The organism is Paraburkholderia sp. BR10882, assembly GCF_040948855.1.
In the GTDB taxonomy this organism is placed as follows: Bacteria; Pseudomonadota; Gammaproteobacteria; order Burkholderiales; family Burkholderiaceae; genus Paraburkholderia; species Paraburkholderia nodosa_A.
Map to the genome: position 1 here is coordinate 17,958 of NZ_JBFPKP010000015.1, position 22,812 is coordinate 40,769.

General features: G+C 61.3%; 20 protein-coding genes and 6 pseudogenes. 11 read left to right on the top strand and 15 right to left on the bottom strand.

The features are described 5' to 3' along the window. Positions 1-25: 25 nt before the first annotated feature. From AB3X99_RS29635 to AB3X99_RS29685, 11 genes and pseudogenes are all read right to left on the bottom strand, one after another. The gene (locus AB3X99_RS29635) at positions 26-373 is read right to left on the bottom strand and encodes a hydrogenase maturation nickel metallochaperone HypA (RefSeq protein WP_069269202.1); all 348 of its coding nucleotides are present in this window, start codon (positions 371-373) and stop codon (positions 26-28) included. Further along, complete coding sequence (locus AB3X99_RS29640; RefSeq protein ID WP_069269203.1) at positions 361-1,431, bottom strand: hydrogenase maturation factor HoxV/HupK; 1,071 nt, start codon at positions 1,429-1,431, stop codon at positions 361-363. Before AB3X99_RS29640 ends, AB3X99_RS29635 begins: the two co-directional genes overlap by 13 nt. Then, positions 1,428-1,955, bottom strand: a complete 528-nt coding sequence (hybE, locus tag AB3X99_RS29645; protein ID WP_141710942.1) for a [NiFe]-hydrogenase assembly chaperone HybE — start codon at positions 1,953-1,955, stop codon at positions 1,428-1,430. The genes AB3X99_RS29640 and hybE overlap by 4 nt, the downstream gene beginning before the upstream one ends. A 14-nt stretch (positions 1,956-1,969) precedes the next feature. Further along, complete coding sequence (locus AB3X99_RS29650) at positions 1,970-2,203, bottom strand: rubredoxin (RefSeq protein ID WP_069269204.1); 234 nt, start codon at positions 2,201-2,203, stop codon at positions 1,970-1,972. Between the two features lie 2 nt (positions 2,204-2,205). Further along, on the bottom strand, positions 2,206-3,066 hold the full coding sequence (locus tag AB3X99_RS29655; RefSeq protein ID WP_342922267.1) for a hydrogenase expression/formation protein: 861 nt from the start codon (positions 3,064-3,066) through the stop codon (positions 2,206-2,208). A 29-nt stretch (positions 3,067-3,095) separates the two neighbouring features. Then, entirely contained in the window at positions 3,096-3,908 is an 813-nt protein-coding gene (locus tag AB3X99_RS29660; RefSeq protein WP_368618931.1) for a HypC/HybG/HupF family hydrogenase formation chaperone, read from the bottom strand. An 8-nt stretch (positions 3,909-3,916) separates the two neighbouring features. After that, entirely contained in the window at positions 3,917-4,579 is a 663-nt protein-coding gene (locus AB3X99_RS29665) for a HyaD/HybD family hydrogenase maturation endopeptidase (RefSeq protein ID WP_342952718.1), read from the bottom strand. Between the two features lie 7 nt (positions 4,580-4,586). After that, on the bottom strand, positions 4,587-5,297 hold the full coding sequence (gene cybH, locus AB3X99_RS29670) for a Ni/Fe-hydrogenase, b-type cytochrome subunit (protein WP_069269207.1): 711 nt from the start codon (positions 5,295-5,297) through the stop codon (positions 4,587-4,589). Positions 5,298-5,353: 56 nt separating this feature from the next. Beyond that, a complete protein-coding gene (locus AB3X99_RS29675; RefSeq protein WP_368618932.1) occupies positions 5,354-7,210 on the bottom strand; it encodes a nickel-dependent hydrogenase large subunit in 1,857 nt (618 codons plus the stop codon). Between the two features lie 67 nt (positions 7,211-7,277). Further along, on the bottom strand, positions 7,278-8,366 hold the full coding sequence (locus AB3X99_RS29680; RefSeq protein WP_256095090.1) for a hydrogenase small subunit: 1,089 nt from the start codon (positions 8,364-8,366) through the stop codon (positions 7,278-7,280). A gap of 213 nt (positions 8,367-8,579) precedes the next feature. Further along, a pseudogene (locus AB3X99_RS29685) lies at positions 8,580-9,598 on the bottom strand (IS110 family transposase). Positions 9,599-10,476: 878 nt separating this feature from the next. Between AB3X99_RS29685 and AB3X99_RS29690 the strand changes: the two are divergent. Beyond that, positions 10,477-10,665: pseudogene (locus AB3X99_RS29690) on the top strand (IS110 family transposase); the annotation flags it as partial. A 215-nt stretch (positions 10,666-10,880) separates the two neighbouring features. Here AB3X99_RS29690 and AB3X99_RS29695 read toward each other — a convergent pair. Genes AB3X99_RS29695 through AB3X99_RS29705 form a run of 3 tightly spaced genes read right to left on the bottom strand, consistent with a single transcriptional unit; the run spans position 10,881 to position 11,786 of the window. Further along, complete coding sequence (locus AB3X99_RS29695) at positions 10,881-11,132, bottom strand: efflux RND transporter permease subunit (RefSeq protein WP_069269210.1); 252 nt, start codon at positions 11,130-11,132, stop codon at positions 10,881-10,883. Beyond that, the gene (locus AB3X99_RS29700; protein WP_368618933.1) at positions 11,129-11,488 is read right to left on the bottom strand and encodes an efflux RND transporter permease subunit; all 360 of its coding nucleotides are present in this window, start codon (positions 11,486-11,488) and stop codon (positions 11,129-11,131) included. The genes AB3X99_RS29695 and AB3X99_RS29700 overlap by 4 nt, the downstream gene beginning before the upstream one ends. A gap of 10 nt (positions 11,489-11,498) precedes the next feature. Beyond that, a complete protein-coding gene (locus AB3X99_RS29705; protein ID WP_368619016.1) occupies positions 11,499-11,786 on the bottom strand; it encodes a hypothetical protein in 288 nt (95 codons plus the stop codon). Between AB3X99_RS29705 and AB3X99_RS29710 the strand changes: the two are divergent. From AB3X99_RS29710 to AB3X99_RS29720, 3 genes and pseudogenes are all read left to right on the top strand, one after another. Next, positions 11,729-11,872, top strand: a pseudogene (locus AB3X99_RS29710) (acyl-CoA dehydrogenase); the annotation flags it as partial. The gene AB3X99_RS29705 and the pseudogene AB3X99_RS29710 sit on opposite strands and share 58 nt — an antisense overlap. Before the next feature lie 35 nt (positions 11,873-11,907). Beyond that, positions 11,908-12,968 (top strand): annotated as a pseudogene (locus AB3X99_RS29715) (amino acid--[acyl-carrier-protein] ligase). A 415-nt stretch (positions 12,969-13,383) separates the two neighbouring features. Then, a complete protein-coding gene (locus tag AB3X99_RS29720) occupies positions 13,384-13,587 on the top strand; it encodes a hypothetical protein (protein ID WP_141710944.1) in 204 nt (67 codons plus the stop codon). A gap of 185 nt (positions 13,588-13,772) precedes the next feature. Here the strand turns inward: AB3X99_RS29720 and AB3X99_RS29725 are convergent. Further along, positions 13,773-14,641, bottom strand: a pseudogene (locus AB3X99_RS29725) (IS3 family transposase); the annotation flags it as partial. A gap of 140 nt (positions 14,642-14,781) precedes the next feature. Here AB3X99_RS29725 and AB3X99_RS29730 point away from each other — a divergent pair. From AB3X99_RS29730 to AB3X99_RS29760, 7 genes and pseudogenes are all read left to right on the top strand, one after another. Next, positions 14,782-16,164 carry a saccharopine dehydrogenase C-terminal domain-containing protein gene (locus AB3X99_RS29730; protein WP_368618934.1) on the top strand — a complete coding sequence of 461 codons (1,383 nt, stop codon included), beginning with the start codon at positions 14,782-14,784 and terminating at the stop codon, positions 16,162-16,164. Positions 16,165-16,181: 17 nt separating this feature from the next. Further along, positions 16,182-16,913 carry a hypothetical protein gene (locus AB3X99_RS29735; RefSeq protein WP_368618935.1) on the top strand — a complete coding sequence of 244 codons (732 nt, stop codon included), beginning with the start codon at positions 16,182-16,184 and terminating at the stop codon, positions 16,911-16,913. Beyond that, complete coding sequence (locus AB3X99_RS29740; RefSeq protein ID WP_368618936.1) at positions 16,910-17,821, top strand: EamA family transporter; 912 nt, start codon at positions 16,910-16,912, stop codon at positions 17,819-17,821. The genes AB3X99_RS29735 and AB3X99_RS29740 overlap by 4 nt, the downstream gene beginning before the upstream one ends. A gap of 97 nt (positions 17,822-17,918) precedes the next feature. Then, positions 17,919-18,248, top strand: a pseudogene (locus tag AB3X99_RS29745) (transposase); the annotation flags it as partial. A gap of 714 nt (positions 18,249-18,962) precedes the next feature. Beyond that, the gene (locus AB3X99_RS29750) at positions 18,963-20,165 is read left to right on the top strand and encodes a hypothetical protein (protein ID WP_368618937.1); all 1,203 of its coding nucleotides are present in this window, start codon (positions 18,963-18,965) and stop codon (positions 20,163-20,165) included. Beyond that, complete coding sequence (locus AB3X99_RS29755; RefSeq protein WP_368618938.1) at positions 20,162-21,295, top strand: hypothetical protein; 1,134 nt, start codon at positions 20,162-20,164, stop codon at positions 21,293-21,295. The genes AB3X99_RS29750 and AB3X99_RS29755 overlap by 4 nt, the downstream gene beginning before the upstream one ends. Further along, positions 21,292-22,803, top strand: coding sequence for a hypothetical protein (locus tag AB3X99_RS29760; RefSeq protein WP_368618939.1), 1,512 nt, complete (start codon positions 21,292-21,294; stop codon positions 22,801-22,803). Before AB3X99_RS29755 ends, AB3X99_RS29760 begins: the two co-directional genes overlap by 4 nt. The last annotated feature ends 9 nt before the right edge of the window (positions 22,804-22,812 follow it).

A 22,812-nucleotide genomic window follows, 5' to 3' on the forward strand; every position in this document is an offset into this window, starting at 1 on the left:
TCTCCTTGCGCTAATCCGATGATTGTCAGGCATCGTCGACTGTCAGGTCGACGATGCGCAGCTCCGTGCCGCCGTTCGGCTGGAGCCAGTAGCCGCCGCAGTGTGCGCAGGGGTCGCCGCGCACGGCCAGCGGCACGGTCGCGTTGCAGGTCATGCACCACGCGCTGCCCGATGGTTCCTCGACCTCGACGCGCGCGCCGGCAAGGCAAGTGCCAGTGGCGATTGCTTCGAGGGCGAAGCGCAGCGCCTCGACCTCGACGCCCGCGAGTCGCCCGACTTCGAGCCTCAGCACCTTCACGCGGACAAAGCGCTCGCGCTTGGCGGCCGCTTCGACCGATGCCAGCACGCCGCCGGCCAGGCTTACTTCATGCATATCGTCGGTTCCGCCCGGTCGAGCGCATAGGCGATACACGGATCGAACGCGCCCATCCACACGCCTGCGTGCGCGGCGAACGCTCCATCGCCGGGCGCGGGGTCGAGTCGCGACAAGGCTTGCGCGAGCGTGCCCTGGCGGTGAAAATTCCACTCGGTCGGCGCGACCACGCGGTAGTCCTCGATGCGCGCCGTATCGTCCGGCGCGAGTCGCACCCAATGGACCAGCACGCCGCGCGCCATCTCGCACCAGCCGAGCGCCTCACCGGGCGCGCACGTCAGCGCGCCAAAGCGCAGCGCACGCGCGCCGTCGGCCGCCGCTAGCCGCACCACGTCCGCGACGCGCGCGCCAAGCCGCAGCCAGGGCGTATCGTAGTCCAGCGCGCACGGATCGTCGCTACGCGTCCACACGCCGGTCTCCGCGGGCTGACCGCGTTGCAGGGGAGCGTGCGCGAAAGCCGGACTCCCGGCAATCGCTGTGGCCAGTTCGCTCAACCGCGCTTCGTCGATCACGAGTGGCCGCGGCGTGGCACGGGTTGTATCGGCGTATGGACGGCAGTCTGCCAGCAACCGGGCCGGGAACGTCTTGGCCCGCGCGCTCCAGGCGCTAAGGCAGCCACGCGGATCGTCCGCCCAGTGTGCGAGCCATTTGCACCCAGGCATGCCGAGAACATGCCGCTCCACCCAGTCGGGCGAGCCTGCCGCTTCGACATCGGGCAGCCTATGCGGCGCGGCGGCGGCAAGCCTCACGGGCCAGTCGGTCCAGATGCAGCGCAGCTGCACGGCGAGCGTTTCGCGCGTAAGCATCGAGGTATGAGCCGCTTTGACGGCATCCTCCCGCTCGTGCACCGCTGAGCCGCCCGCCGCGCCGACGGCAAGTTCCGCGCAGAGTCGGTGCGCGAGTCCGCACAGCGCGAACAGCGCCGAAAGCCGCGACGCGGCGGTTGCCGCCGGTTGCCCGCGCAGCAGCGTGGCGGCGAGCGGCGGGCGGCCGCCCGCGATGCTGTCCTGCCGGCCGGGGCGCACCCGGTATTGCCCGGCCAGCGTCGCCGCATTCATGCAGCGCTCCCGAACGCGCCCGGCCGCAACAGGAACGCGCGCCGCGACGCGCGCGGCGCAATGCCCGCTGGGTCGCCGTTCCCATCGCCCTTCGCGCCGACTTCCCCGCCGCGCAACTGCGCGAGGACGGCCTGCGCGGTGGCGACGGCGCTCTCCTGGCCGGCGAATTCGAACATTGGCGAAAAGAGCGAACAGCACGCATACGCGCCCACGCCTTGCACGTGCGCGCCGATCCATTCGACGTTGCCTACGCGCAAGCGTGCCTTGCCGCACGGCCGCGGACATGGCACCGAATCCTGCATCGCGCCGGGCGGCCTGAGGAGATTCATGGACCACGGCGTGATCAGCACGCCGAGCCAGGCACCTCGCGCCCCGGCCTCCCCGGGCATCGGCGCGAAGCCGATTGCCTCGACGGGCAAGGCGCGATTCACGACCGGCAGATCGCGCATCGCACCGTTGGCGACCGTCTCGAAGTGCGCGACCAGCGCCGCCACCCGTGGCTCGCCGCGCGGGGTGTCTCGCACGATGGCGCGCGCGGTCAAGCCGCGTCCCCCACCACCATGAACTGGTCCGCCGCGCCGTCGCAAACGGGGCAGCGCCAGTGCGCGGGAAGCGCCGCGAACGGCACGTGGGGCGGAATCTGCCAGACCGGGTCGCCTTGTTCGGGATCGTAGATCCACCAGCAGATCTTGCATTCGAGGCGCGTATGAGCCGCGATGCGGCTGCTATCGCCGAGATAGCTGCCCTCGAATTGCATCATGCGATCGTTCATCGTCACGCTTCGCCTACCCACTCGATCAACTGGGCAAGGCGCTCGCACGAATCGGCGATGTCTTCCGGCGCGGCGCGCACGACCTCCGGCAGATCGGTGATCTCGATCGTGTTCAGGATCAGCGTATCCTGCGAGTTGAAATACGCAACGCGCCAGCAGTTTGCGATCGCCGTGCTGCCCACGCGGCAATTTCCGTAGCCGCGCGCGAGCACCTGCACGGAGCCCTCGCCCAGCATGGCGTCGATCAGTTGTTCATCCCCCGGCGACAACGGCAGGAGCGTCAAATTGACGACATGGGGCGCGTCCCCGGCACGCCAGCGCGCAACATGATCGCGCGCCTCGCTCAGGACCGACGGCGCGTTCATCACGCCCGGTGGCAACGACCCCGGCAACGGCGCCATCGGCTGCGTCCCCTCTGCGGGCCGCGCGAGGAGCGCCGGTGCTGCACCGATTTCGAGGCGGTCGGCCGCGCTCGCGCCACCGGGCTCGACCACGCGCCACAGCCCGGTTAACACCGTCTCCTGGATCAGGACGCTGCACCGCTGCGCATTGTCGATGCGCGCGCTGACCTCGCCCTCGCCCAACACGTCGTTGAGAATGCGCAGCGCCACCGCGTCGCAGGTCGTCAGGTCGATCGCTTCGGGCGGCGTGCCGGGTTCGTATGCCGCCAGCACGCGCAGTACATCGCGCAGCACGCCGCGCGCGGCGTCGAGCGCCCGCGCGTCGGCGCGCTCGGGCAGCGGCGGCGCTACATAGGTGCGCATGCCTTGCGGCATCGGCAGATAGTCGAGCACCGCATCGCCCTCGTCCTGGCTGCCGTGGCCGAATGGCACGACGGGAACGGGAAACGGAGTCATGGACATGGTTGGCAATCCCGATGATTGATCGATGTTCAATCGACGCTTGGTAACGGATAGTGACAATCCGCCGAAGCGCCGGCGGCGTTGACGGGAATGCCGACCGAAGGCACCCGCGTAGTCGGCTGCGCGAGCGCATGGGCGACGTTGGCCACGTAATCGTCCCAGTCCATCATGCCCGCGAGCGTCGTGACATAGCCGCCGTCGCGCAGCCACAGCAATGCGGGCCAGCGCTGAGAGCCGACGCGGCGCACGATCGCGTCCTCGCCTTCGCGCGTCGCCACAGCCACGCGCAATGGGCGGCCAAAGCGGCCCTCCGCGAGGCGCGCGAGTTCGGGCAGCACCTCGGCCACGTCGAGGGATTCGGGAAAGCGCACCGGGTCGCCCGCAAGCAGCACGACGCATTCGCCGCTATCCGCCAGCCAGTCGTCGAGTGTGCGTTCGTCCACGAACTCGGCGTGTCCGTCGTCGATCAGCCGCTGCACCACGGGCGCCACCTCATGCGCGGCGCCGCCCGTATTTGTCACGTCGATTCCTTGGTGGACCGGTGAGTGCCGCGCGCCGCCAGTCAGCCGGATCAGGTCGTCCACGCCGAGCGCGGACGGCAATTCAAAATGCGCGCTCGCGCGGGCCATGGCGGCATCGCCCGCCAGCGCCCGCTCGACAAGCGAGAGCGTCGCGTCGATCTCCGCCGCGCGCGTCGCGTCGAGCTTCTCGCGCGCCGCGTCCAGAAAGACCAGCAGCCATTCACCGGCGCTGCACGGGCCAACCAGCGACGTGTCGATGCGGCGGCGCTCGCAGCGCCCGTCGCAGGACGCCTGCAAGCCCTGCACCTCGATTACCCGCATCGGCACGCCTACGCACACGACGGCGGCTCCTCGCGGCGCGTGCGCAGCAGCACGCGCTCGTCGCCGGTGCGGCACGCATCGGCTTCGCTCGGCCGCTCGCCTTCGTAGCGCGCGAGCGCGAGATGCGGCAGCGTGACCGCCTCGTCGGCGCGCAGCGGGGTGCGGCGCGGCGAGGGTTCACCGCACCATGCGGCAAGGCGCTCGACGCCCAGTTCGAGCGCGCGCTCCAGCGACGCCTTCATGGCGGGCCGCAAGCTGCCGCCGTAATCGTCCACTTCGTCGGGCTGGCAGCCGACCAGCAGCACGCGGCGCGGATACCGGCCGGTCAGGCGCGCGAGCATCAGCACCTCCTGGAAGCCGGTCTGGTGCAGGCTCATCTTGCGCACCCCGAGAAACGCCGGAACGTCGTCATCCTCAACGATCTTCAGCGTGCCGGGCGCGAGACCGTAATCGACCGCGTCGAAAATCAACAGGCTGTCGGCGGCCTGGACGTACTGGACCAGATACAGCCCTTGCGTGCCGCCGTCCATGAGGCTCACGTGCGGGGCGAATTCGAAGCGCTGCTGGAGCGCCTCGATGCAGCGCACGCCAAAGCCCTCGTCGGCCCACAGCACGTTGCCGATGCCGAGCACGACGATGGCGGGCGCGCCGCTTTGCGGGGAAGTCAGCATCGCGGCCTCACTTCTTGAACGTGCGGTGGCCCGAGATCATCGAGCCGACCACGCTCTGGCGGCCCATGATGTCCTCGCGAATCGCCGCATAGACATGCAGGATCACGAAGATCATGATCGCCCACATGCCGAGGTGATGCGTGGTGTGCACGCCTTGCGACTGGCCGAACAGCGGACGCACCCAGCCAAACGCAATCTGCTGCCACGAACCCGCCTGCGCGCCTTCGCCGTACAGCGCGAAGCCGGTCACGATCATGAACAGGGAGACCAGTAGGAACACGAAGAACATTGCGAGTCGCGACAACGGATTGTGCCCGCTGAACTGGCACGGCGTGGGCCCGACAAACGCGTAGTAACGCAGCATGGCGAACATGGCGAGCCAGTACTCGCGCGAGAACACCGGCACCCAGAACATCTCGCGCGCATGGTGATTGCCGACAATGGCCCAATAAGCGCGGCCCGCGAGTCCGATGGCGAACAGGTAGGCGGCGGTGAAATGCGCGAAGCGGATATAGCCCATCAGTAAATGCGCGCTTGCCTCGCCGGGCTGCGTGGGAAGCGGCGAGCCGATCAGGTAGCCGGTCACCGCGAGCACCACGATCGATGCCGCGTTGATCCAGTGCCAGACGCGCACCGGCGCTTCGTACACGTAAATCGCCTCGGCGGGCGGAACGGTGTCGCGCGCCTCTTCGCGTCGGGAATACGATTGCATCGTCATCATCCTTTCTTGGCCGCCACTGCGTCGGCGAGCGCAGGCGTCGCAGCGGCCTAGTGTTAGCGCACGGTCACGGCGGTCATTTCAGCGCCGTCCTCGCTCATCACGTGCGTCGAGCACGCCATGCAAGGATCGAACGAATGCAGCGAGCGCAGGATCTCGACAGGCTGCTCGGGGTTCGCAATGGGCGTGTTCATGAGGCTCGCCTCGAATGCGCCGATCTGCCCTTTAGCGTCGCGTGGGCCGCCGTTCCAGGTGCTCGGCACGACGCACTGGTAATTCTCGATGCGGCCATCCTTGATCCTGATCCAGTGGCCGAGCGCGCCGCGCGGCGCGGCGACCGCGCCCACGCCCTTCGCTTCGGCGGGCCACATCGACGGGTCCCACTTGTCGACGTTCGCGGTCGAGGTGTCGCCGTTGCGGATGTTGTCGATGAGGCTTTGCCAGTCGTCCGCCATCATCTCGGCGCAATACTCCGCTTCGAGCGCGCGGGCGAGCGTGCGGCCGATGGTGGTCGGCAACAGTTGTTTCGCGCCGTGCGAGGTTTCGGGCAAGCCGAGCAGCTTCGGCATGCCTTGGTTCACGGCGACGAGCGAGGTTTCGATCTGCTCCTTCGTGCGCCCGCAATGCGCATTGCCCTGCTGCGCGTGCGCGTAGCCCAGGATGTAGCGCGCGAGCGGTCCGACCTCCATTGCGTGCCCGCGCCAGCGCGGCGACTTGACCCACGAGTATTTCGCGCTCTCGTCGATCGACTCGATCGCGGTGCGCGTGCCCTTCGTGTTGGGCCCCAGTTCGTAATGCGGCTCGGTAATCCCGTCCCAGGGATGCAGCCCGCGGTCGTTGTCCGGGTATTGATACCAGGAGTGCGCAACGAACTCCTGCACTTGCTCGGGGTCGCGCGGATCGACCGGCAGGATCGTGTTCCAGTCGCCGTTGAGGATCGCGCCGCCCGGCATCTGGTTGGTGGATGGGTTGTAGTTGACGAGCGGATACGCGCCGTAGTCCATCACGTTGGTCGCGGCGAGGCCGCCGCCATACAGCCAGCCGCGCGCCTTGTAGATCGTGCCGATTGCAAGCAGATCGGGCACGTAGACGTTGCGACAGAACGTGATCGCTTCGTCGATGAGCGACTTGACGAAGTTCAGGCGCTCCATGTTAATCGGTGCACCGGCGGCGAGATCGCCGTCGATATTGATCGCGCACGGCACGCCGCCCACTAGGTAGTTCGGGTGCGGATTCTTGCCGCCGAAGATCGTATGAATCTTGACCCACTCCTTTTGCAGGTCGAGCGCTTCGAGGTAGTGTGTGACGGCCATCAGGTTAGCTTCCGGCGGCAGCACGTAGGCGGGGTTGCCCCAGTAGCCGTTCATGAACGGCCCGAGCTGGCCGCTTTCAACGAACTTGCGCAGGCGCGTCTGCACGTCGCGGAAATAGCCCCGCGACGACATCGGATGCACGGGCGAGACGCGTTGCTGCAACTCGGACGTGGGCTTGGGGTCGGCCTTCAGCGCCGATACCACATCGACCCAGTCGAGCGCGTGCAGGTGGTAGAAGTGCACCACGTGGTCGTGCACCTGCAATGTCTTCGCCATGATTTCGCGGATCAGGTGCGCGTTCGGCGGAATGCGGATGTCGAGCGCGTCCTCGACGGCGCGCACGGAGGCGAGTGCGTGACATCCCGTGCACACGCCGCAAATGCGCTCGACGAATGCCCACGCGTCGCGCGGATCGCGCCCCTTGAGAATGACTTCGAGCCCGCGCCACATGGTGCCGGTGGAGACGGCGTTGCGGATCACGTTGTTCGAATCGACATTGACCTCGACGCGCATGTGGCCTTCGATGCGCGTGACCGGATCGACGACGATGCGCCGCCCGCTGTTGTCGAGCTGAAACCCCTGGGTGGAAATGGCTGTCATGCTTGTTTTTTCCTGTATTGCTTCCTATGCTTGTCGGCGGCGCCCCCGCGCGGGGCGCTAGATGCGGCTATCGGCCGTCGCGGTCTTGCCTCGCGTCGCGCTTCGATTTGGCGCGCTGAATCGCCGAAGCGGCCGCATGCGCCGCGGCAGCGGCGCCCACCACGACGGCCGCGGTGCCACCAATTTTGTCGGCGTTCGCTTCGACGCCGAACTGGTTGATCTGGGTGAGCCGGTCGTAGAAGGAGCCCTTGTCCCAGAAGCCGTCCTCGGAGCAGCCGATGCAGCCGTGGCCCGCCTGAATGGGGAAGCTCGTGCCGCCGTTCCAGCGCACGGTCGAGCAGGCGTTGTAGGTCGTCGGGCCCTTGCAGCCGACCTTGTAGAGGCAGTAGCCGCGCCGTGCCGCATCGTCGTCCCACGACTCGACGAACTGGCCAGCGTCGAAATGGGGACGGCGGTAGCACTTGTCGTGAATGCGCTGGCTGTAGAACAGCTTCGGGCGCCCCTGGCGGTCCAGCTCCGGCATGCGGTCGAACGTGAGCATGTAGGTCATCACGCCCGTCATCACCTCGGCGATCGGCGGGCAGCCGGGCACCTTGATGATCGGCTTGTCGGTGATGACCTTATGGATCGGCACCGCCCGCGTCGGGTTCGGCTTCGCCGCCTGCACGCAGCCCCACGACGCGCACGAGCCCCACGAGATCACGGCCTTCGCGTCCTTCGACACACGGCGCAACTGATCGATGAACGGCTTGCCGCCGATAATGCAGCTCATGCCGTCCTGGTTCAGCGGCGGATTGCCTTCGACCGCGAGGATGTAGTTGCCGCGGTACTTCGTCATCACTTCTTCGAGGATCGCCTCGGCCTGATGCCCCGCGGAAGCCATCAACAGGTCGTCGTAGTCGAGCGAGATCATCGAGAGCACGACGTCCTTCGCCAGCGGGTGCGCCGAACGGATGAACGACTCCGAGCAGCACGTGCATTCGAGCCCATGCTGCCAGAGCACCGGCGTGCGCGGCTTGGTCTCCATCGCGTGGGCGATCTTCACCATGAATGCGGGGCCGAGACCGAGCGACGTCGCCGTCAGCGAGCAGAATTTGAGGAAGCTGCGGCGCGAAATCCCTTGACGTCGCATGACTTCATAAAACGTTTCGATCACTGTGTGGTTCCTTGATGGCCATCGGGTCAGCGACGCCGACATGCGGTTGCGTCTCGGGGCGCCCATTGTCGGCGTTTAGCGTTCTCAAATACAAGATTCGTGCCAGCTTCGTGCGCACCCGGTCCAAACCGGCCTCAGACATGGCGTTGATCTAGATATGCCGTTCACGTCATCAATTTTCAGTCGTCGCAAAACCAGTTGGGGGTCGCCTTCTTAGCACGTCCAGCTTCTCTGGCAACGAGCCTCAAACACCGTGTGGTTAGTGGTTATTGCCCACGCAGTACGCGCCAGTTTGTTGGCAAGCGCGCAAGCTACGACATTCGAGTGTCGCCTTGTCATCATTGATCGCACCCAGTCGGCCAGACGACCCGTTTGCTTATCGAGCCGGATCATGTAGGCGCGCACGAGTAACCGACGGATGTTTTTGTCGCCGCGACGACTGATGCCGAGCAGGTTATTTCGGCCGCCCGTACCGTGTTGCCGTGGTACGAGTCCAATCGCCGCCGCGAAATCACGACCACATCGGTACTGCTTGCCGTCACCCATTTCTGAGGACAACACACTTGCCGTGATGACGCCAATGCCGGGAATGGTCATCAGCCGTTGACCAACCTCATCGTCCGAGACTTGGCGCGCGATGTCTCTTTCGAACTGACCAATCTGCTCTTCGAGATACTTAACGTGAAGACGCAAACGCTCAATGATCGCTACGAGCTTTGGCGGCAACGGATGCTCCGCAAGGACAGCCGGTAGACGCCTGATCGTTGCAGATCCAATGGGCAAGCTAACGCCGAACTCGAGCAGGAACCCATGTATCTGGTTGACGGCCTTGGTACGATCCCTGACCAGCGATTCACGAACACGATGCAGCGTCGAAAGCGTTTGCTGGGATTCAGTCTTCGGTGTCACAAATGCATCGCTGGTCGGCAAGCGGCCTCACAGATAGCTTCTGCGTCGACGAAATCATTCTTGTTCGATTTGACGAACGGGCGCACGAATTGCGGCGAGATCAGCTTGACGTTATGGCCGAAAGAGGCGAGTAGGCGAGCAGTATGATGAGCGCCGGCGCAAGTCTCCATTGCCTCGGTGCACGGGTGAAACGTGGAGAAGAACTCAACCAGCTGCTTCCGGCTCAACTTCTTGCGGAACACGGCTTTCCCACGTTTGTCCTGCCCATGCAAGTGGAATCTGTGTTTGCCGAGATCTATTCCAACCAGCGTCACCGTGTCCATGATGGTATCCAAACGGTTTGGGATTTCGAAAGCTTACGCGCTCGAGGGGGCAGGAGGGACCATCCCATTAGTGTCACAACTTCGACGGTAAATGTGTCATCAACAACCACACCCGTCGCGGGGAAATCAACAAGATTCCGGATGAAATCCGTAGCTTGGCGCCTGCGAACTGAAAGTGTCACCTGAGAAACCGCGCGAACTGTCACCAAGGTGGTCCGGCCGCGGTGGTGCCGATAAGCGCCCCTTTCCTGGCCGCAAGGTAGCGCAATGCAAACTCTTGTTATTGGATGTTGAAGCGATCCGGGGCAAGCCGCCCGACGAGCCCCGCGCGCATCGCCATGAACACGCGCTGGCTCTATTCGATCGACTCCATGCGCGACTCACAACCGCGCTGGAAATGCTCTCGCACAAACCGACACCAGGACTACCCCTGCACCTTTAGAACCATGACCCCGAGCATTTCCGCCCGCTTGCTCGCATCCTCAGGCGTTGCGCAACAGTCAATCCAGAAGTCGGTTCCTTCCACGCGAATCGCATAGGGCGGCACATCGTCACGGCATTCGTCCTGTCTTTAAATGACCACTTGAGCAGAACCTTCTAGGTAGGGGTAATCGAATGAAAGATCCTATGAAGCCTGGCCGCCTCGACAACCTGGTCGACGCCTAAAATATGTGCGTCGACCCAGGCCGATTGGAGAGAATCATGCGCGCAGAACCAGCGTACACAACGGTTACAGAGCAAATCGTGCTTGCGGTGTCGCTTGAGCTTGCCGCGGCCAAATGGAAGGTCGCGCTACACGACGGGCAGCGTTGTCGGCCATCTGTGCATCTGTGACCGAGCGAGACGCTGCGGGGCGGCTGCAGGCCGTGCTGGACCTCATCGAGCGGCACAAGGCCACGTGGATTCTGGCGCCGGATGTGCGTGTCGTCGTCAGCTACGAAGCCGGCCCGGATGCGTTCTGGATCTATCGCACGCTGCGGGCTCGCGGGATCGAGTGTCATGTGATCGATCCCGCGAGCATCCCTGTTGAGCGCCATAAGAGGCGCGCGAAGACCGACAGGCTCGACGCCATCAAGCTGGTGATCAACCTGCGCGCATGGCTGCGTGCCGCCCGCCCCCGCGCTGCCGACCTCGGCTGGCAGCGCGTTCTTCATGTAGCCGGTCGCGGCAGGAACCGCCGGCGTCCTGAAGTCCGGACCGACCGCGCAGCCTGCGAGCGCAAAGGCCAGCACTGTCGCCGCCCCGCATTTCCCGTAGGGGTGGTTGAATGTGTTAGCCATGGTTATGCCTCTTCTGCGGCCGGTTTGTTCGCCGCGCGTTTTTCGACGAAGCGTTCGAGGACCAGGTAATGGGTAGGCAGGATATAGAGCGTGAGCAGCGTCGCGATCCCGAGGCCGCCGATGACGACTGTCGCAAGACCCCGCTGGACGTCGGTGCCCACCCCGGTGGCGAGCGCAGCCGGCAGCATGCCCACCGTCGCGACCGGCGCGGTCATCAGCACGGGCCGGAACTGTTCGAGCGCCCCGGTCGTCACGCGTTTCGCGTAGTGGCAGGCCCTTGCCCGCGCAACCGGTTGATGTTCGACACCATGATGATCCCGTTCTGCACCGCGACCCCGAACAGTGCGATGAACCCCACAGCGGTCGCGATATTCAGCGTCTCGCCGCGGATGTTCAGTGCGACGAGGCCACCGAGCGTCGCGAGCGGCACGACGCCGAGCACCAGCAGCGCCTGGCGCGAATTGCCGAAGTTCGCGATCAACAGCGTGAGCATCATGCCCATCACGATCAGGAATGAAACCGCGAGACGCTTCCGCGCGCGCTGCTCGTTCTCGAATGTACCCGCCCCATTCGAGGTGGTACTTCTCGTGGTCGAAGTGAACGTTCGCATCGATCTTCCGCTACGCTTCGGCGAGGTAGTCCGACAGCGCGCGGTCGCGGTTGTCGACGCGGATCGTGACCTCGCGTTTGCCGAACTCGTGCGTGATCGTGCTTTCGCCCATCTGCAGCGAGATCTTCGCGACATCACCGAGAGGGACCTTTGCGCCAGACGTCGACGGCAGCGTCAGTTGCTCGAGTGCTCCCCGGTTCGTCACCGAGGCGTTCGGCACGTGCAGTGTCAGGTTGTAGATACCGGAATGGCGGCCGCTATAGCGTCGGCCGGTATCCGCGCGACCTTTATTCTGCACTCCTAATTATCAACAACGACCGGATTGACCAGAACACGGCCAGCCTGCTACTTGCGCAGCGCCCGTCACTATCAATAGAGGCATGACATGAGCGTACCTGTCGCATCTTCCTTCCCTGACTATGCACGCGGTGGTGCCCCCCGTATCCGATGCGCAACAGCCATTGCGCGACCGGTTGATCGCAGCCGGCCTGCTCGTCGACACCGGCGAAAACGGCCTCTATGGACACAACCATATCTACGAAGGCATCGTCGAACGCCTGACTTGGCTGATATCCAGCATGGCTGCGGACCAGCATCCGGAAGTTCTGCGCTTCCCGCTAGCGGTGCCACGCAAGGACTTCGAAGACAGCGAATACTTGAAGAACTTTCCGCACCTCGCCGGCACGATTCACGCGTTCTGCGGTGATGAGCGAGTGACCACCGGCGTCTGTTGCGGGCGCTCAACGACGTGCCATCCGATCCCGGCGACGAGCGAAGCGACGCCTGGCTAGCCCAGCAAAAGCCAACGCGCGCTGTGCTCACACCCGCTGCGCGCTATCCGGTCTATCCGGTCATCGCGCGACGCGGCCCGCTACCAGAAAATGCGCTCACTATAGATGTGCTGTCGTATTGCTTCCGTCACGAATCTTCTCTGGACCCGACGCGCATGCAAATGTTCAGAATGCGCGAGTATGTGCGGATTGGCTCGCCAGAAGATGTTCAGGTTTTTCGCACGACGTGGATCGAACGCGGCCATGCACTTACAGGTATGTTACGCCTGCCCGCCGAATTCGACGTCGCGAACGACCCATTCTTCGGCCGCGGCGGCAAGATCGTCGCGGACAGTCAGCGCGCGCAGCAGTTGAAATTCGAACTGCTGATCCCGGTAACGGACCCGCAGCACAAAACCGCCTGCCTGTCGTTCAACTATCACATGGACCACTTCGGTCGGATATGGAAACTGCGTTGCGCGAATGGCGCCATCGCGCACTCGGCCTGCATCGCATTCGGAATGGAGCGGCTCGCACTTGCGCTGTTGTATCATCACGGGTGCGACGTCGATGCATGGCCCGACGACGTGCGTCAACTACTCTGGGGCGATAGTCACGAGCGCATTGCCGCTAAACTAGAATGCTGGCGACAGCCGGCTGACGCACCCGGAAGTGATGTCAACGGCGACGAAAAACAACGAATCTATTGATGACGCGGAGGCGCTCATCCTGCGGGCAGGTCACGATGATGAAAGCGTCCAGGATGTTCCAGGATCGCCTTCACGCTTGTGGCCGCCGGCGATTTTCGATGACCGAAATTTGTCGGCGAGGACGAATTCGCTCTCTCACAGTCGCCGGTTCCGTGCGGCCGGTCTAATCATGCGCTATTTGTAGGGAATCCAACATCATTGTTCGATAGCCGACGCAGGTGCGCGACGCAATTTGACTGACGCCAATGCGTCATTAGCGTCTGTACTGGCGGTTCCGGGCGTTTGCGCCCCACATGACCTGGAAGGTGCTTGGAGACGAATCGCGCGCAGTGAAAGTGCGGTTCATGGTTGCCTGCCGACAGTGGCGCGAGTCGCAGGACTGAAACCCTGGTAACTTTTCGGAAAGGATCAGGTCTTGTCCAAAATGAAGAAGGTGCTGTGTAACGGTGTGCTGATTGCTATGCTAATCGGGGTGGCGGAAAATGCCGCCGCCGCGCTGGAACATGAGTGCGTTCCGGTCGACGCGTTTAGTGCTGTCTTCTGCTCAATCATTGGGGACGGCGATAAAGGAGAGGCTTTCCGCAGCAAGAAAGTGAGTTACTGCAGTGGCCCCACCTAGCGGATGACGCAACAACCGGGTTCTGGCAAACGTTCGTCATAAAATGTTGGCCGTTCGGAAGGGGCCATGGATCTCTCGAGAAGAGTTCACCGGGGTCTGGTTCGCGCACGATTTCGGATAGCCGCCCAGGAACGCGTTCTCGAAGAAATGCGGAATGATGGCCATGCTACCGACATGACCCGTCCGATGAAGCTGTTATCGGTGGGCTTGCCCGGACGGCTGAAGTCGATCTGTACCTTGTAGTGGTACGCCCACATATCCAGCAGAACGGCCGGAGAACTCGCTGCCGTTATCGGCGAGCAGGCATCGCGGCGCCCGACGTTGGGCCACCAACCGGTTCAGCACGGACACAACGTCCTCTGCACGCAGGCGCTGTCCGACTTCAATGGCAAGTGCCTCACGGCTGAAGACATCCACGATCGTCAAGGCTCGCAGGCAGATGCCATTGGCGAGTTGATCGGCCACGAAATCCAGACTCCAGACCTCGTTGGGGCGCGTCGGCGCGCAACGCTGACGGCGCGACACCACCATCTTGCGTCGTTTGGGCAACTTCGAGCGTAACTGCCGCTGTTCTTCAGCGTAGAGCCGGTAGATCCGGTTGCGGCTCACGCGCCAGCCTTCGGGTTTGAGCAGTCGTGAACGCGTCGGTAGCCATACCGCACGCGGGTCTGGGTCAATCTCACGCATGTGCTGCCGAAGCGCCCTCTGCGGATCCTTGACGCTGCGATAGTAGTGCGTGCTGCGCGCCTGCCGCACCAGACGGCACGCCCGCTGCGTCGGAAGACCGAAGTGATGCATGACGTAGGTCACGGCCTCTCTCTTCAGCGCGTGCAGGGCCACTTTTTTGTGGCGATATCCTGCAGGATCGCCTTGTCCAGACTGAGCTCCGCAGCCAGCTTCTTGAGCCGCGCATTCTCGTCCTGGAGCTGCTTCAGCTCACGCACCCTAGTTCGACTCCTGGCCCAGATCTAGCTTCTTCCAGCGGTAATACGTCTGCTCGGATCTCCCCTGCTGCGGCCACGTTCTGCTCCACCGAATACTGATTGCGTTTCATCGCCAACCTCCCGTGTCATGGGGAAAATTGCTCCGAAACACTAACACTCATTTCTGTCCAGGATTTCGACGGCAGATCAGCCTCCCTGCCGAGGTATATCTCCCTGTCCGCTCGCAAATTCCTGTCAAGGAAGAATGCTCATGAAGATTGTGTTGATTGGCTACGGAACCATTGCATCTGCACTTATGCCAAACTTGCTCAGTGAGTTCGGGGGCGAAATTGAAAGCCTTAAGGTAATAGATCCATATGGCGCCCAGAGGCTCAGCGCTGATTTCGATTTCCCTGTAACTTGGGTGGCGGCGAGCGTCGCTAAGGAAAATCTTGAAGACTTGCTGAGCGACCTAGATTCCGACTCCTTTGTAATCAACCTGTCCGTCAATGTCTCAAGTGTCGACCTGGTTTCATTTTGCCAGCAGAAAGAAACAAAATATATTGATACATGCATTGAACCATGGGCCGGACATTATGTAAATGCAGATGCAGAGCCTGCAGAGCGTACCAACTACGCCCTCAGGGAAGCCATGCTTACGTTGAAGGCTAAATGTCAAGATGGCCCTACAGCTATCGTAGCGCACGGCGCAAATCCGGGTTTGGTGTCTCATTTCGTAAAGCGGGCACTTCTGAATATTCGGGATGATATTTACGGAATAAGCCAGCCAATCCCGCAAACTCGTCAGCAGTGGGCGAAGCTGTCTGCTGATCTAGATGTGAAAATAATCCATATTGCGGAGCATGATACCCAGATTGCAAAACTGCCTAAGCGGCCTGGCGAGTTTGTAAATACCTGGTCAATTGATGGGTTTATTGGCGAAGGTTGCCAGCCTGCTGAGTTAGGCTGGGGGACTCATGAACTTCGCTTACCGCCAGAGGGGCAGCTGCATACTACAGGCTGCAATAGCGCGATCTATTTGAACCGCCCGGGCGCCTCGGTCAGATTGAAAACCTGGACTCCTGCTTTTGGCCCATGCTTAGGCTTTTTGATCACTCATAATGAAGTTGTTTCTCTGTCGGATTATCTAACGTACTTTGAAGGTGAGCGAGCCGCTTATCGGCCTACGGTCACTTATGCTTACCATCCTTGCAATGACGCTATACTTTCCATTCACGAGCTTAGTGGTTGTTCTTGGAATCCACAGGCACAAGGGAGAATTTTGCAAGGACCGGATATCGCCTCGGGAGGGGATTATCTTGGCGTGCTTCTGATGGGGCATAAGAAAAATGCATATTGGTTTGGGTTCTACATGGAGAACTCGGTTGCTCAAAAGCTCAACCCTGAAAGCTCTGCTACCTCTTTGCAAGTCGTGGCCGGTGTTATAGCAGGTATGAAATGGGCAATTGCTAATCCACGTTGCGGGATCATTGAGGCGGAAGAGATGGACTTTATCTTCGTGCTAGATAATGCAAAGCCCTACTTAGGCGAAATGCTGGGGGAATACACTGATTGGAGTCCTGTGGGAGAGGATAAAGGGCTATTTTCCACTGCTTCGTCTGATAAGTGGCAGTTTCAAAACTTCATGGAATAATTGCACGGAGCGCAATCATGAGCTATTTAAAATCGTCAATCGGCTTGAAAAGTTATGACTGGTCTTCAGTTGAGTTACTTAAATATCTGACTCCCGAACGCATCACCGGATCTAGGGATGCCATAAAATCACGGCAAGAACACTTTTGGCATGACATGAGCGCTGAGTTTGATTCCAAGCACTTCTTGATATATCTCATGAATCGAAGTGATTTACAGCTGAGCGATGATTTCTTAGAGTTCGCATGCCTCTGGCATTTGGATGAACAAAACCACTATAGAGGTCTTCGAAAGATCAATAGTGTGTTGTATGGTTTCCGAGAAGAAGATATCGACAAAGAAATCGAATCCAGACAGCCGGAATTTGAATCCATTTCATCCTTCATGGTTGATGAATTCACCATATTGGCGTCAATTGCATTCGATGAAGTTACTAGCACTCGGGCTTATAAGCAGGACTTCAAGCTTTTTGATAGTCTTGGGCCTGATTGTCTGTCCGCATGGATTCGTAATGCTACTAAAGATGAAGCGGCGCACTACGGCAACGCTATGAAGCTTTTGAAGAAAAACCACTCATCTCGGTTTGGCGAGCTTCCAGCAATCCTTGACAAAATAGTCGGCTTCGAAACTTCTGATGGTTTCGGATATAACAATACATTTATTTTTGATCATGTTACCGATGACTTCTCGAATGAGCTATTGAACGATAGCAAAAATACGATTCTCGAGGTTCTCGGGAGCGAGAAATGACCTGGTTATATTTTGCCCTTCTGGCACCGCTGCTTTGGAGTCTCTCATATATTGTTGACAAGTTTGCAATCACTAATATTGCATCCAATTGGATTTCGTTCATTTTCTTGCTGAGTATCGGGAATATTTTTTTTGCGATGGCAATTTATGCCTATTTCCGGCCCGCCGATCTGGACTTATATATGGTGGCGATAAATATATGCTCTGGTCTCGCAATATTTCTACAATATTTTGCATATAGCTACTCCTTGGGGGATATGGATGTATCGGTTGTGATTCCGATTCACCAATCTGAACCAATATTTGTATTGGCCGCATCAGTGCTGATTTTTCATGCCATTCCGACATCTAGGCAACAGACTGGCTTCGCTTTGATCGTCGTTGGTATTCTAATACTATGCATGTCTAGGCAGACGATTGGAGGATTGGGGCATCCACGGCACGTAGTCGTGTTGCTAATTTCTGCTTTTTTGGGAGCTGTCTCGACTGTAATTTCAGATGAGATATTGAAAGTCACGAGCTTGCACTCGGTGCTGATTTTCAACTTTGCTGGCTATGCCCTTGGTGGGATGTTGCTTTTATTGGTTCCGAAATGGAGAAAGCTCATCATTGATGATCTAAAAGTTTTGAACTATAAGCAATTCGGAATTTTCGGGGCGACAAACATCTTTGATGTTGGGGGCTATGTATTCTTCATGGCCGCTCTGGCTGCGGGAGGCGGTGCAGCTTTGGTTTCGGTAGTCGTCAGTATCCACCCGCTGTTCGTTTTGGCTTTTGGGTTCCTGGCAACGAAGCTGTTTCCAAAATTTATCGCCGAGGATATTTCTCCCGGAGGCGTAGTTAGAAAATTTTTCTCAATCATCGTGATCGTGGTAGGAGTAGCAGTGATATCACTCCAGGACATGTGAGAGAGACTCGAAAAAACATCATCTGTTAAGAGTCGCTAACACAAGACATCCACAAAGCATGAACAGACACCTTCAGGCAATTCCTGACCGCTCCCGAGGGAAGCAGTACAGATGCAGTCGCGATTTCGCGGCCTCACTTGGTCTTGTTCCCCGCCAGTACAGTACGGGCGGTAGATCCAACCTTCTAGGAATCAGTCGACGTGGCGACAAGAACATCCGAAGTCTCCTCGTCCAATGCGCCCGGGCCTACATGCGATGTCTGGAAAAGCGAACCGGTCATCTAGCGGGCTGGACGCGTGCGCTTCTGACGCGGCGCCACTCGAACGTGGTGGCATGCGCGCTGGCTAACAAGCTGGCTCGCACCGCCTGGGCGATCGTTGCCCGTCATACCACCTTTGATTCAGAGCGTGCGACAGTGTCGGCTTGAACGAACGCGGACTCACCATCCTCTTCTCTGCTTTTGCGACGACTGAAACGTGATGACGTGAACGGCATACCGGCCTGTGGAACACCCCGGCAAGCAAAGAGGCTCCTGAAGCCGCACAACTTTATGGGGACCGCAGGCGCGAACTTCATCGTGGCGCGGGGAGCAGTCCCCACAACGACGCCGGATAGATTTGAGCAAGCCAACACTGCATCAAGCGTCAGGGGTTGCAAAACTGGGGCGGACCATAGATTTACTTGCGTGAGCGGACTTCATCCACGCGCTTGTGGCACGACGCCTTATCCATTTAGATAAGTATTCTTATCATAAGGCGCCTGTTTGCGATTGAAACTCTGTAAGATCAAAACGCGCCCGTCCTCTTTGCCGGGCAAGCGCGATGGAATATGAGCACGGTTCGTGCGGAAGGCCACAGACGAACACAGTCCTTATCGGTTAAATCACCAGCAAAGATCACAAGAATCCGCTCACCACGTACCGGCATATCCCATGCCACCGCGTTCTCGAGGCCACATCCGCGCACTCGTATCGATGAGCATCGCCATCGTCGTTCACGACACCGGCACCCGCTGCGTTCGGGAGCCTTTCTATTTCGAGCCATGATTGACTAGACTGGGCTCAGGAGTTCAGTCCCGCTCCAACCGCTCGAAAACGTGCACTGCTTCCACTGTTCAACCGATCAGCAGGGGAATAGCGAAGATGAATCAACTGGTCTATGTGCATGGCGTCGATGGTCCGCGCTCGGACGCCGCGGGCGACGCGCAATACGTCGAGTATCAAACGGCGCTCGCAGCCCGCAACCAGATGTTCCAGAACGAGACGTTCGAAAAATCGGTGACGATCCGAAATCCGCTCTGGAGTGTCCATGCCGCCCACCCCGCGTGGAATCTCGCGTGCGTTCCGGGACACGTGCTGAAAGCCGAAGCAGGCAGCGCACCGCTCGCCATCGGCGGCATCCTGGGCGGGACGACGGGCGCGTCGCCGCTTCAGCCCCCCGGCGATACGCTCGCCAGGGCAGCGAAGAGCGATCTGGACGCCGTCGTCGGCTCGCTCTCTTCTATCGCAATCGAGCAAGCGCAAAGCTCCGACCCCGCCGCCGTGGAAAACGCCGTGCGTTTCTGGAGCGCGGCGGCAAGGGCGCTCGAAAATCCGGAAGCGCGCAAAAGCCTGACCGGCGCGACCGACGACAAGGATTTTCTCGACCGCTTGCAGGTTGCCGCGCGCCCCTTCCTGCAGGACCAGTCGCTCTCGCTCTTCGACAGCGTGCGCAGCGCCGCGACGCAGCTAAAGGGCGCGACCACCGACCTCGTGAACAGTCCGGCCGTGCTCGCGGTACGCGGCAAGCTCACTCCGCAGTTGGCCATCTTCATTGGCGACGTTTTTACGTATCTCAAGGCGGGCGCCGCGCGCGATGCCATCCGCGCGGAGATCCGCAAGTATTTGATTCCGGCCGCAAGCGCGGCGAACGCCGCGCACAGCCGGCTCATCGTGTGCGGGCACAGCATGGGGGGCGTCATTTTGTACGACCTTTTAACAGACGTGCCCTTCGTGCAAGGGCTCACCGACGAGCTGGGCGCACCCTTCAAGGCCGATCTCTTCCTCACCGTCGGTTCCCAGGTGGCATTGTTCGAAGAACTGAAGGTCTTCACGGCGTCGAGCGCCGGCTGTGGTGCAAACCAAGGCAACAAGGTGCCGAAGCCCGGCTGCGCGGAACGTTGGTGGAATGTCTATAACCGGCTCGACGTGTTGTCGTTCCTCGCAAAGCCGGTTTTCGAAGACGTCGAGGATCTCGAAGCGAGCACCACCGCCGGCATCACCGACGCCCATAGCGCCTACTTCACGAACCTCGTTTTCTATAGGCGGCTCAACGCACGCATGAAACAAGCGGGGTTTTTGCCATGACTCAGATCTTTCAGCGCGCGCCCGGGGCCGCGCCCGCGACGCATGCCTTCGTGATCGGCTGCGGCCGGTTCCCCGAGCTTGGCGAGGCCGCTACGCGGCAATCGACCGTGGCCGGCGCGCGTGCGATTGTCCGCTATCTGCTCGATCACCAGGACGAATTGACGGCGCCGCTCGCATCGATCGAATGTTTGCTGTCCGATCCGGACGCCGACGCCGGTGCCGATCAACTGGACATCGGCAAGTTCGCCAACGATCCACGCGCCGATGACGGCGTGAGTGCCGCGACGCGCGTCAACGTCGAAACCGCTGGCAACGCATGGCTCGCCCGTTGCCGCCCCAATGACAGCATGTTTTTCTACATGTCGTCGCACGGCGTTGCCGAGGCGGATCTCAGCGTGTCCGGGCTGCTGGAAGACGTGCTCACCAATCCGTTCAACCAGTGGGGCGCCTCGCTCAACATTGGCAACCTCGCGACCAATCTGCCGGTGATCGGCGCGAGCGCGTGCTGGGTCTTTCTCGACGCGTGCCAGGAACTGGTCGATAGCGTGCTGTCCGAGTACGACGGCCTTGACGGCGTCGTACTGGTCAAGGCGAAATTCGGGAAGATAGCGTCAACCCGGGTTAGGTCGCTCGCGCTTGCGGGTTCGCGTTTCGGCCAGCTCGCGTGGGGCCCGGACAGCCACGACCCGCCATACTTCACGCAGGCCTTGCTGCGCAGCTTCGAAGCGTGCGTTGACCGTGACAGCAACGGCGCATGGGTCGTCACCGGCGAACGGTTGCTCTGCAACGTGCCGAAAGTCGCGGACGCGGCCTTCGGCTATTCGACGCTGGACGTGGAGGCGCTCACTAAATTCGCGAACCAGGCGACGCTGGTCACCGTGCCGCATGCCCGCATTCCTGTGGTCGTGCGTACCGACAATCTCGCCGACATGGCGTACCTCACGCTGATCGAAGCCTCGGATGGCCTCACGTTCATCCAGTCCGCGCCACTGCAAACGAACTGCTTTCTCGAAGTCGCGCCAACCGGCACCGAGTTCGAGGCAAGACCCACCTTCAGCGGTGCGCAAGCCTATCGTCCAGCGAAGTTTCACGCCAATCCCTGTGCACAGATAGTCAGGTTACTGCCATGAACGATGAAACGGCGCGCACCGTCGTGATCCAGCCGCCGGGCCAGGGGGCCTATCGCATCACCGTCGTCGGCACGCAGTCGCAGACGGTAAACCGCGTTTTTTCCGCGGCGGGCGAGCCCGTCGAGATCGCGCTCGGACCGGACAGTTACAACGCGACCATCGAAAGCGCGAGCAGCGGCGGCATCACCTCTCAGGCATTCACAGTGGCACCGGCCGGCGAAGGCGATGCGTCCGCCTCGGTCCAGCTTGGCTCAGACCCGGATTTTGCGCCGAGCAGCGCGTTGACCTCGCTGCCAAGACCGCGCCGGAGCGGGCTGCTGAGCGTCCTGAGCGACCTGAGCGAAAGCGCATCGCAACGGGTGGTGTCGCCGCAGGATTGGTCCGGCCTCTCCAGCCCCTCGCCCGAGAATGCGCCCAGCCGGGGCTTGCCGGCCGGCAACTTGCCGCTCTCGTTGCCGGAACACGCCACGCGTTTTCAGGAGCCCGCGCCGTTCCCGCTCAACTTCCCGTTCCTGACCCAAGCGAACCTGGAACAGCGCACCTTCACAGTCAGTCTGTCGAGCGCGGATCTCGCCGATACGGAGCAGCCCGACGTGGTCGAATGGCATGCGGCGCAAGCGCAGATCGAAGTCGCGCAGTCCTGCGACAGCGAAGTCATGTTCAAGCTGGTGCACGGCCAATGGCCGTGCCGCGCGGCGCTGCGGCTGACGATTGCCGTGGAAGGCCGCGCTCCCTGGCGTGTTGGCGTGCCGGTGATGGACGAAGGCGTCTGGCTGACGTTGCGGCCCGCTGTCGCTGCGTCGCGCCCCGATCTCGTCGTGACGATGCGCCCCGTGAACGAACTGACGGCCACGCTGATCGGCGCGGTGCAGCGCGCCCTGCCGAGCGAGGTCGATTCGCTGCTCGTCGCGTCCGCGAAGGCGATTGCCGATAACGATTGGCACAGCGGCGATAAAGACACGGCAGCCGCTCTCGAAGCGTTGATGACGCACGGCGCCGCACCGTGGGCAAGCGTCGCGGCAGCATTGCTCATGGCGCGCACCGGCCAGATCGCCGACGCGGCGCAGATCGCGCAAACGCTCGGTGCGGCGTACGACTGGGTCGCGGATGCCTCCGTTGCCGCGGCCTGGGCCTTCGCAGCGGTCGCCGACAACGACGCCGATAGCGGCAGCGACGATGCCGGCATCGCGGCGCACTGCCTCTCGCTGCTCGCGCATGCGCGCAGAATCGGACCACCCTGCCTTGCTGCTAGCAACACGCTGGCGCTTCAGATGCTCTCGTCGATGGCAATGAACGCCACACGGGAAACCGACGCCAAAGCATGGCGCGATGAACGGCGCCTCTGGAGCACCCGAAGCCGGCGCGCCGTGCCCATCGGCGCCTTTTTTGGCTGGGAAATCGAAGCCGCTTCGCCTCCGCTCGCACTCCAGGCGTCGAGCGATAACGTGATTGCGCAAGGCAGCGTCACCGGCAAAGATCTGCGGTGCACGGTGGCCGAGACGGCATAGGCGCGTGCG

Bases quoted from the DNA above. Each gene is read 5' to 3' on its own strand.
- AB3X99_RS29730 (WP_368618934.1), top strand. From the start codon at position 14,782: ATGAAGATTGTGTTGATTGGCTACGGAACCATTGCATCTGCACTTATG.
- cybH (WP_069269207.1), bottom strand. From the start codon at position 5,297: ATGACGATGCAATCGTATTCCCGACGCGAAGAGGCGCGCGACACCGTT.
- AB3X99_RS29655 (WP_342922267.1), bottom strand. From the start codon at position 3,066: ATGTCCATGACTCCGTTTCCCGTTCCCGTCGTGCCATTCGGCCACGGC.
- AB3X99_RS29700 (WP_368618933.1), bottom strand. From the start codon at position 11,488: ATGCGAACGTTCACTTCGACCACGAGAAGTACCACCTCGAATGGGGCG.
- AB3X99_RS29675 (WP_368618932.1), bottom strand. From the start codon at position 7,210: ATGACAGCCATTTCCACCCAGGGGTTTCAGCTCGACAACAGCGGGCGG.
- AB3X99_RS29665 (WP_342952718.1), bottom strand. From the start codon at position 4,579: ATGCTGACTTCCCCGCAAAGCGGCGCGCCCGCCATCGTCGTGCTCGGC.
- AB3X99_RS29740 (WP_368618936.1), top strand. From the start codon at position 16,910: ATGACCTGGTTATATTTTGCCCTTCTGGCACCGCTGCTTTGGAGTCTC.
- AB3X99_RS29755 (WP_368618938.1), top strand. From the start codon at position 20,162: ATGACTCAGATCTTTCAGCGCGCGCCCGGGGCCGCGCCCGCGACGCAT.
- AB3X99_RS29750 (WP_368618937.1), top strand. From the start codon at position 18,963: ATGAATCAACTGGTCTATGTGCATGGCGTCGATGGTCCGCGCTCGGAC.
- AB3X99_RS29640 (WP_069269203.1), bottom strand. From the start codon at position 1,431: ATGAATGCGGCGACGCTGGCCGGGCAATACCGGGTGCGCCCCGGCCGG.
- AB3X99_RS29660 (WP_368618931.1), bottom strand. From the start codon at position 3,908: ATGCGGGTAATCGAGGTGCAGGGCTTGCAGGCGTCCTGCGACGGGCGC.
- AB3X99_RS29735 (WP_368618935.1), top strand. From the start codon at position 16,182: ATGAGCTATTTAAAATCGTCAATCGGCTTGAAAAGTTATGACTGGTCT.
- AB3X99_RS29650 (WP_069269204.1), bottom strand. From the start codon at position 2,203: ATGAACGATCGCATGATGCAATTCGAGGGCAGCTATCTCGGCGATAGC.
- AB3X99_RS29760 (WP_368618939.1), top strand. From the start codon at position 21,292: ATGAACGATGAAACGGCGCGCACCGTCGTGATCCAGCCGCCGGGCCAG.
- AB3X99_RS29635 (WP_069269202.1), bottom strand. From the start codon at position 373: ATGCATGAAGTAAGCCTGGCCGGCGGCGTGCTGGCATCGGTCGAAGCG.